Source organism: Streptomyces sp. NPDC058650 (assembly GCF_042717315.1).
GTDB lineage: Bacteria > Actinomycetota > Actinomycetes > Streptomycetales > Streptomycetaceae > Streptomyces.
On sequence record NZ_JBHXRL010000099.1, the window covers coordinates 1 to 1039 of the forward strand.

The 1039-nt window shown below is 69.4% G+C and carries 2 protein-coding genes and 1 pseudogene; 2 read left to right on the plus strand and 1 reads right to left on the minus strand.

Annotated features, from left to right (window positions below):
* Positions 1-96: 96 nt before the first annotated feature.
* A complete protein-coding gene (locus ACFWWU_RS37535) occupies positions 97-261 on the minus strand; it encodes a hypothetical protein (protein ID WP_165877426.1) in 165 nt (54 codons plus the stop codon).
* Between the two features lie 257 nt (positions 262-518).
* On the opposite strand from ACFWWU_RS37535, the gene ACFWWU_RS37540 reads away from it, so the two are divergent.
* Complete coding sequence (locus tag ACFWWU_RS37540) at positions 519-785, plus strand: Rho termination factor N-terminal domain-containing protein (protein WP_384153791.1); 267 nt, start codon at positions 519-521, stop codon at positions 783-785.
* A 90-nt stretch (positions 786-875) separates the two neighbouring features.
* A pseudogene (locus tag ACFWWU_RS37545) lies at positions 876-1039 on the plus strand (DNA topoisomerase IB); the annotation flags it as partial.

Genomic DNA, 1039 nt, shown 5'->3' on the forward strand with positions numbered 1-1039 from the left:
CCGTAGTACAGGGTTCCCACGCACTCATCATAGGGCGTGGACACGCGGAACGGGCGGCCCGAGGGCCGCCCGTTCCGGGTGAGTCGAGTGCAGGGGTCAGACCGTGCGGTTCCCGCCGATGAAGCGAACGAGGAACACGATGAGCGCGATGACCGCGAGCACGACGCCAACCCAGATCAGGAAGTTGAGTGCGGGAACGACGCCGCCGGTGATGAGCAGTACGACGGCGGCGATGGCGATGATGGCGACGAGGATGTTCATGATCTCTCCTTCTGTGATCCGCGCCCGTCCGAGACGGGCGCGGCGAGTGATTCGAACCCGGATGCGGGCAGAACCTCGAGGGCGGGGGTACGCCTCGTCCCTCGACGCTATTGGCCCGCCGAAGCCCGCCGCTAGGGGTTGACCCCCGCTCTCGCCGACTGCTACTTGCGCGTGCGCGCAGGGCTGTCAATCCCCTCCCCCGGCGCACCGACCGGGCGTAGCGTGGCCCGCGGAACCCGATGAGAGGAGCACCCGCCATGCCCGGACGCCGGAACGCATCACTGAAGGACCCCGAACTCTACGAGGAGCTCCGCGACGACGGAGCATCGAAGGAGAAGGCCGCGCGGATCTCGAACGCCGCCGCCAAGCAGGGCCGCAGCGCCATCGGGCGCAAGGGCGGCAAGCACGGCGACTACGAGGACTGGACGGTCGACGCCCTGCGCAACCGGGCGAAGGAGCTGGGGCTCAGCGGCTACAGCGGCAAGCGCAAGTCCGAACTCATCTCCGCGCTCCGCAACCACTGACCGCCCTCGGCCGTGCCGCGTCTCAAACGGGTCGAACCCTACCTCTCCCCCGGGTTCGTGCGGGTGCGACGCGGTCGCGGATTCGGCTACGTGCACAGCACCGGCGGCAGTGCGAGCCGGGCGGAGCGAGCCCGCATCACCGACCTCGCGATCCCGCCGGCGTGGCAGGACGTCTGGATCTCGGATGCTGCGAACGCCCACATCCTCGCGGTCGGCGTGGATGCCGCGGGGAGGCGCCAGTACCTCTACCACCC

Coding starts and splice junctions, on each gene's coding strand:
- ACFWWU_RS37535 (WP_165877426.1), bottom strand. CDS start 261: ATGAACATCCTCGTCGCCATCATCGCCATCGCCGCCGTCGTACTGCTC.
- ACFWWU_RS37540 (WP_384153791.1), top strand. CDS start 519: ATGCCCGGACGCCGGAACGCATCACTGAAGGACCCCGAACTCTACGAG.